Origin of the sequence: Streptomyces sp. A012304 (assembly GCF_026008495.1) — a bacterium.
Classification (GTDB): Bacteria; Actinomycetota; Actinomycetes; order Streptomycetales; family Streptomycetaceae; genus Streptomyces.
In genome coordinates this window covers 24517-31189 of sequence record NZ_BQUN01000116.1, presented here as the reverse complement: position 1 = coordinate 31189, position 6673 = coordinate 24517, and the positions used below count along the sequence as shown (strand labels likewise).

General features: G+C 71.2%; 5 protein-coding genes. 2 read left to right on the top strand and 3 right to left on the bottom strand.

Features of this window, described 5'->3' with window-relative positions; translation table 11 throughout:
* Both ALMP_RS30980 and lysS read right to left on the bottom strand, forming a co-directional pair.
* Window positions 1-514: helix-turn-helix domain-containing protein (locus ALMP_RS30980; RefSeq protein WP_264934419.1), on the bottom strand; the 514-nt coding region annotated here is incomplete at its 3' end.
* Window positions 515-746: 232 nt separating this feature from the next.
* Complete coding sequence (gene lysS / locus ALMP_RS30975) at window positions 747-2489, bottom strand: lysine--tRNA ligase (RefSeq protein ID WP_264934418.1); 1743 nt, start codon at window positions 2487-2489, stop codon at window positions 747-749.
* A 168-nt stretch (window positions 2490-2657) separates the two neighbouring features.
* Here lysS and argS point away from each other — a divergent pair, with 168 nt between their 5' ends.
* A complete protein-coding gene (argS, locus tag ALMP_RS30970; protein ID WP_264934416.1) occupies window positions 2658-4421 on the top strand; it encodes an arginine--tRNA ligase in 1764 nt (587 codons plus the stop codon).
* Between the two features lie 41 nt (window positions 4422-4462).
* On the opposite strand, the gene ALMP_RS30965 is transcribed toward argS, so the two are convergent.
* A complete protein-coding gene (locus ALMP_RS30965; protein WP_264934414.1) occupies window positions 4463-5770 on the bottom strand; it encodes a PQQ-like beta-propeller repeat protein in 1308 nt (435 codons plus the stop codon).
* A 95-nt stretch (window positions 5771-5865) separates the two neighbouring features.
* Here ALMP_RS30965 and ALMP_RS30960 point away from each other — a divergent pair, with 95 nt between their 5' ends.
* Window positions 5866-6660 (top strand): DUF4253 domain-containing protein, encoded by a 795-nt coding sequence (locus tag ALMP_RS30960; RefSeq protein WP_264934412.1) that lies wholly within the window; start codon window positions 5866-5868, stop codon window positions 6658-6660.
* The last annotated feature ends 13 nt before the right edge of the window (window positions 6661-6673 follow it).

Here is a 6673-nt window from a genome sequence, read left to right as displayed (position 1 = left end):
AGGCGAAGAATCTGCCCGCCGCGTCCTTGATCACGGTCACGGAGGACGGTGCGGCGGGCAGGGTACGGGACCACTTCACCTTCACCGCGCCGATCTTCGGCAGGTCCAGTCTGCCGCCATGGGTGATCTTCCAACGGGCGTTGGCCGTGAACCGGATCGACTGCCGTTGATCCTTGCGGGACTTGAAACGGGGCGGACCCAGCCGCGGGCCCTTGCGGATGCCCTTCAGGGAGGCGAAGAAGTTGCGGTAGGCGGCCTCCATGTCACGCAGGGACTGCTGGAGCACCACCGCGGACACCTCGCCCAGCCAGGACCGCTCCTTCGTCTGCTTCGCTGCCGTGACCAGCTTCCTGGACAGCTCACCGACCGTCGGGAACGGCCGCCCGGCCAGACGGGCGTCCTCGCGGGCGCGGACCGCGTCGTTGAACACGACGCGGGCGCACCCGAACGCCCTGGCCAGCGAGGCCTGCTGAGCGGCGTCCGGGTACAGGCGGAAGCTGTACCGAAGCTGCATGACGATCACACTAGGCACGTCGAACCCACGCCGTAACCGGGAACATCCGAGCGAGCCGTCACCGTCACCAAGCAGGGTCCGGCTCCGCCGGAACGTCACCGCGACGCTCCGCGTCGCGACCACCAGATCCGCTTCACCCCCGGCCTGAAGGCCGGAGCACTGCGAATGAATTCCGGTAGCGAACGAAGGAAGAAAGAAGGGGCCCTCCGCGGAGGGCCCCTTCTCGTACCGTCTACTCCCCGAGCAGGTACCGCACCCGCTCCTGCCCCACCGCCAGCAGCAACGTGGGCAGCCGAGGCCCGGTGTCCCGCCCCACCAGCAGGTGGTACAGCAGCGCGAAGAACGCCCGCTGAGCCGTCTTGATCTCGGCCGGCAGCTCCTTGGGCGTCGCGTCCGCCGAGAACCCGGCCTGTACCTTCGGCACGCCGTACACCAGGTGCGTCAGCCCGTCCAGCGACCAGTGCTCGGCCAGCCCGTCGAGCAGCAGCCGCAGCGACCGCTGGGACGCCTCGTCGAGCGACTTCAGCAGCTCGGCGTCGGGCTCGTCCCGCACGATCGTCCGCTGGTCGGCGGGCACATGCGTGTTGATCCACGCCTCGGCCTTGTCGTACCGGGGCCGGGCCTCGTCCAGCGAGCCGAGCGGGTTGTCCGGGTCCAGTTCGCTGAGGATCCGCAGCGCCTGGTCCTGGTGCCCGGCGGTGATGTCGGCGACGGAGGCCAGCGTCCGGTACGGCAGCGGCCGGGCCGTCCTCGGCAGCTCACCGGCCGCCGTGCGCACCGCACGCGCGTGGGCGGCCACGTCGGCCGGCAGGGCGGACCCGTCCGCGACCTTGCCGTCCAGCTTGTCCCACTCGTCGTACAGCCGCTGGATCTCCTGGTCGAAGGCGATCTTGAAGGACTGGTTGGGCTTGCGGCGGGCGTACAGCCAGCGCAGCAGCTGCGGCTCCATGATCTTCAGCGCGTCCGCCGGGGTGGGCACCCCGCCCCGCGACGACGACATCTTCGCCATGCCGCTGATGCCGACGAAGGCGTACATCGGACCGATCGGCTGCTTGCCGCCGAAGATCCCCACGATCTGCCCGCCGACCTGGAAGGACGACCCGGGCGACGAGTGGTCGACACCGCTGGGCTCGAAGACGACGCCCTCGTACGCCCACCGCATCGGCCAGTCGACCTTCCAGACCAGCTTGCCGCGGTTGAACTCGTTCAGCCGGACCGTCTCCCCGAACCCGCACACGGTGCAGGTGTACGTCAGCTCGGTCGAGTCGTCGTCGTAGGAGGTGACGGCGGTGAGGTCCTTCTCGCAGTTGCCGCAGAACGGCTTGTACGGGAAGTACCCGGCGGAGCCGGAGCTGCCGTCGTCCTCGGACGCGGCGCCCGAGCCCTCGGCGGCCTCCAGCTCGGCCTCGTCGACCGGCTTCTGCTGCTGCTTCTTCGCCGGGGCCTTCTTGGTCCGGTACTGGGCGAGCACGGCGTCGATCTCGGCCCGGTGCCGCATGGCGTGCAGGATCTGCTCCCGGTACACGCCGGAGGTGTACTGCTCCGTCTGGCTGATGCCGTCGAACTCCACGCCCAGCTCGGCGAGCGACTCGACCATCGCGGCCTTGAAGTGCTCGGCCCAGTTCGGGTACGAGGAGCCCTTCGGCGCCGGGACCGAGGTCAGCGGCTTGCCGATGTGCTCGGCCCAGGATTCGTCGACCCCGGCGATGCCGGCCGGGACCTTGCGGTAACGGTCGTAGTCGTCCCAGGAGATCAGGTGCCGCACCTGGTACCCGCGCCGGCGGATCTCGTCGGCGACGAGGTGCGGGGTCATGACCTCGCGGAGGTTGCCCAGGTGGATGGGGCCGGACGGGGAGAGGCCGGACGCGACGACGACCGGTTTGCCCGGGGCCCGACGCTCCGACTCCTCGATGACCTCATCCGCGAAACGGGAGACCCAGTCGGTGGTCTCGGTGCTCTGAGCCACGATCGGCACGTCCTCTTGTTCTGAAGGCTCTGTCGGAGAGTTTGAGTGAAAGCCGCACCGGAAGGTTCCGGCCGGGTCCCATTCTCCCAGACAGCCTCGTGCCCGGGAAAACGGCTTTACCCCCCGTGGGATACTGGGCGGGTCTATCCGTCCCACGAGGAGAACGGCACCCACTCCATGGCCTCGGTCACGTCCCTCAGCGACTCCGTCCAGCAGCACCTCGCGTCCGCCCTCTCGGCCACCCTGCCGGAGGCCGCCGGCGCGGACCCGCTGCTGCGACGAAGCGACCGGGCCGACTTCCAGGCCAACGGCATCCTCGCGCTGGCCAAGAAGGCGAAGGCGAACCCGCGGGAGCTGGCGACGCGGGTCGTCTCCCAGGTCGTCACCGGTGACGTGATCGAGGACGTCGAGGTCTCGGGCCCCGGCTTCCTCAACATCACGATCGCGGACCGGGCGATCACCCAGAACCTCGCGGCGCGCTACGCGGACGACACGGGCCGCCTCGGCGTGCCCCACGCCGGACAGCCGGGCACCACGGTGATCGACTACGCCCAGCCGAACGTGGCCAAGGAGATGCACGTCGGCCATCTGCGGTCGGCGGTGATCGGCGACTCGGTGGTGCAGCTGCTGGAGTTCACCGGCGAGACGGTGGTCCGCCGGCACCACATCGGCGACTGGGGCACCCAGTTCGGCATGCTCATCCAGTACCTGGACGAGCACCCGCACGAGCTGGACCACAAGGAGTCCGAGGTCAGCGGCGAGGAGGCGATGTCCAACCTGGACCGCCTCTACAAGGCCGCGCGCAAGCTGTTCGACTCCGACGAGGAGTTCAAGACGCGCGCCCGCCGCCGGGTGGTCGACCTCCAGGCCGGTGATCCGCGCACGCTCGCCATGTGGCAGAAGTTCGTCGACGAGTCGAAGATCTACTTCTTCTCCGTCTTCGAGAAGCTGGACATGGAGGTCCGCGACCCCGACATCGTCGGCGAGTCCGGCTACAACGACATGCTGGCCGAGACCTGCCGCCTGCTGGAGGAGTCGGGCGTCGCGGTCCGCTCCGAGGGCGCGCTGTGCGTCTTCTTCGACGACATCAAGGGCCCGGACGGCAACCCGGTCCCGCTGATCGTGCAGAAGTCGGACGGCGGCTACGGCTACGCGGCCACCGACCTGTCCGCGATCCGCGACCGCGTCTTCAACCTCAAGGCGAACACGCTGCTGTACGTGGTGGACGCCCGCCAGTCGCTGCACTTCAAGATGGTCTTCGAGACGGCGCGCCGGGCCGGCTGGCTGAACGACGACGTGCACGCCGTGCAGCTCGCGTTCGGCACGGTCCTGGGCAAGGACGGCAAGCCGTTCAAGACCCGTGAGGGCGAGACGGTCCGGCTGGTCGACCTCCTCGACGAGGCGATCGAGCGCGCCTCGGCCGTCGTCCGGGAGAAGGCGCAGGACCTGTCGGAGGAGGAGATCGCCGAGCGGGGCACCCAGGTGGGCATCGGCGCGGTGAAGTACGCGGACCTGTCGACGTCGGCGAACCGCGACTACAAGTTCGACCTGGACCAGATGGTCTCGCTGAACGGCGACACCAGCGTGTACCTCCAGTACGCCTATGCCCGTATCCAGTCGATCCTGCGCAAGGCGGAGGGCGCGCGCCCGTCCGCCCACCCGGAGCTGGCCCTGCACGAGGCGGAGCGGGCGCTGGGGCTGCACGTGGACGCCTTCGCGGAGACGGTGGCGGAGGCGGCGCGGGAGTACGCCCCGCACAAGCTGGCGGCCTACCTGTACCAGCTGGCGTCCCTGTACACGTCGTTCTACGACAAGTGCCCGGTGCTGAAGGCCGAGACGCCCGAGCAGGTCGCGAACCGCCTGTTCCTGTGCGACGTCACGGCGCGCACCCTCCACCAGGGCATGGCCCTGCTGGGCATCCGGACGCCCGAGAAGCTCTGACCGGCGGCGGCCGGCCGGGACCGGGGCCCACCGCCGCCGGCTCAGCCGGTCGCGCGGTGGGCCTCGATCGTGCCCGGCGAGGTCAGGCTCAGGCCCACGTACTGGTTCACCTGGACCGGTGTGACGCCCGGCGCGGTGGACTTGTCCTTGCCGGTGCGGGCGTCGAGGACCACGGGCCCGTTGTCCGTCCCGCCGTAGACGGCCCCGTGCCAGGCGGTGGAGATCTCCGGCACGAGCCGGTCGCCGCCCGACTCGTCGATCGTCCACAGCTGTTCGAAGGTCCGGGCGTCGAGCGCGAACACCCGCCGGTCCAGGCCCTTGGTGCCGCTGCACACGATCGTGGCCCGCTCGTCGTACAGGCAGGTCAAGCCGCTGACGGTGCTCAACTCCCGCTGTTCGTCGGTGTCGAGGCCGGCGGGTGGCCTGCCGGTGGACGACGCCACCACGGCCTCGGTCTCCTCGCCCCCGACGGGGTCCTTCCGCGCGGTGAACAGCCCGCCGCCCACCGGTCGCAGCGTCGCCTCGACGAGACCGCTCGCGTACGTCCAGGCCTTGGTGCCGTCGCTCAGGCGGTACCCCTCGATGCCGCGCCCGCCGGCGGCCTCACCGTTCGCGCCGCTGCGTCCCACGACGGTCCCCCGGTCGACGAACTCGGCGATGAAGCCCTTCGCCGTCCAGGCGGTCTCGCGGGTGGCGAGGTCGATGCCGAGGGTCACGGCGTCGGAGTCGTCACCCATCCGGACGACAGCGGTGGCGGGTTCGGCCCCGACCAGCGCCAGGCTGTCGCCGTCCCGCTGTCCCTCGGGCCGGTCGAGGGTGGTCGTCCACAGCCGCTCGCCGGAGTCGGCGGCGACGGCGGTGAGTTCGACGACGGCCCGCTCGGGTGCCGTGCCGGAGCCGGGCCGCACGACGGCGAAGGCGGCCAGCAGGACCCGCCGCCCGTCGAGCTGGACGATGCTCGGCCGGGGCGTGGGCAGGGACCCGTCGCCGTCGCTCCGCCCGGGCCGCCCCTGCGGCTTCACGCTCCACAGCGGCTTCCCGTCGAGCACGCCGACGGCCCGGACCTCCCCGTCCGAGACCGCGTAGGCCGTGGTCCCGTCGAGCCGTACCGTCCAGGCGCCCTGCCCCGTACCGCCCACGATGTCCCGCGCCGCGGCGTCGAACTTCACGGGCGGGTCGTAGACGGGGACCGGCGGGTCGGACGGGCGGGCGGCGGACGAGCCGCCGGCCGTCGGCGTACCGCTCGGCTTGTCACCGCCGTCCTTCCCCGCCCCGCCGCCCGCGCAGGCCGTGAGCAGGGCCAGCGCCAGACCGACGGGCACCCAGAACGGATTTCGGCTCTCTCGCATACGAACACCCCCGTGTCATCGTCCGGTTGTTCCGAGTCTCAACGTGATCATGCCACCTGGCCCCACGGTCGGTGACTGCCCCTAGAGTCACAGCCATGGCGACTCTTCCCAACCCGCTGCCCGAGCTGGTGGCCGACCCCGGCGGGCGTTCCCTGGGCCTGCGCCTCCCCGCGGGGCGGCTGATCGACGCGACGGACGAGGGCTCGCGGCCCGAGCCGTCGCTGTGGCACGCCGAACCGCGCGCGGCACCTGGCGACTGGACGGCGTTGGGCGGCCCGGCCGCGCGAGTCGGGCTGCTCCCGGTGCTCGTCGACGCGGGCGACGGCGAAGACGGCCCGGGCAGCTGGGTGTTGGATCCCGACGGCATGTCCTATCCGGGGGATCACGACGCGGAGGAGGTGCTCGTCGAGTTCTGGGAGGAGTACGCGGCCCCGGACGACGAGTGGCCCGGCCTGGCCGAGGCCGCTCCCGGCGCCGACCCGGACGTACGCGCCGTCGAGGTGGCCGACGCCCTCGTCGAGCGGCTGCCCGCACGCGGCGCGTGGCACGGGCAGCTGCGCCTGGCGCTCGTCCCGGCCCGGCGCTCCGCCGACATCCCCACCGTCATCGGCTGGACGGGCCCGGAGAACCAGGAGGACGACATGGGCCGCCTCTCCGCCGTCCTGCGCTCCTGGGAGGACCGCTTCGGCATCCGCGTCGTCGCCCTCGGACCGTCCGACCTGCTCGTCTCCGTGGCCGCCCCGCCGGCCACCCTCCACGAGGCGGAGGTGGTGGCGGCCGAGCACTACGCGTTCTGCCCCGACACCGTCCTCCAGTTCGGCTCGGGCGACCTGCGCGAGTACGCCGAGATGCTGATCGACGCTCGGAGCTGGCGTTTCTGGTGGGACTGACGGCCGGGGCGTC

Excerpts from the sequence above, each read along its gene's own strand:
- argS (WP_264934416.1), top strand. The coding sequence starts at position 2,658 with ATGGCCTCGGTCACGTCCCTCAGCGACTCCGTCCAGCAGCACCTCGCG.
- ALMP_RS30960 (WP_264934412.1), top strand. The coding sequence starts at position 5,866 with ATGGCGACTCTTCCCAACCCGCTGCCCGAGCTGGTGGCCGACCCCGGC.
- ALMP_RS30965 (WP_264934414.1), bottom strand. The coding sequence starts at position 5,770 with ATGCGAGAGAGCCGAAATCCGTTCTGGGTGCCCGTCGGTCTGGCGCTG.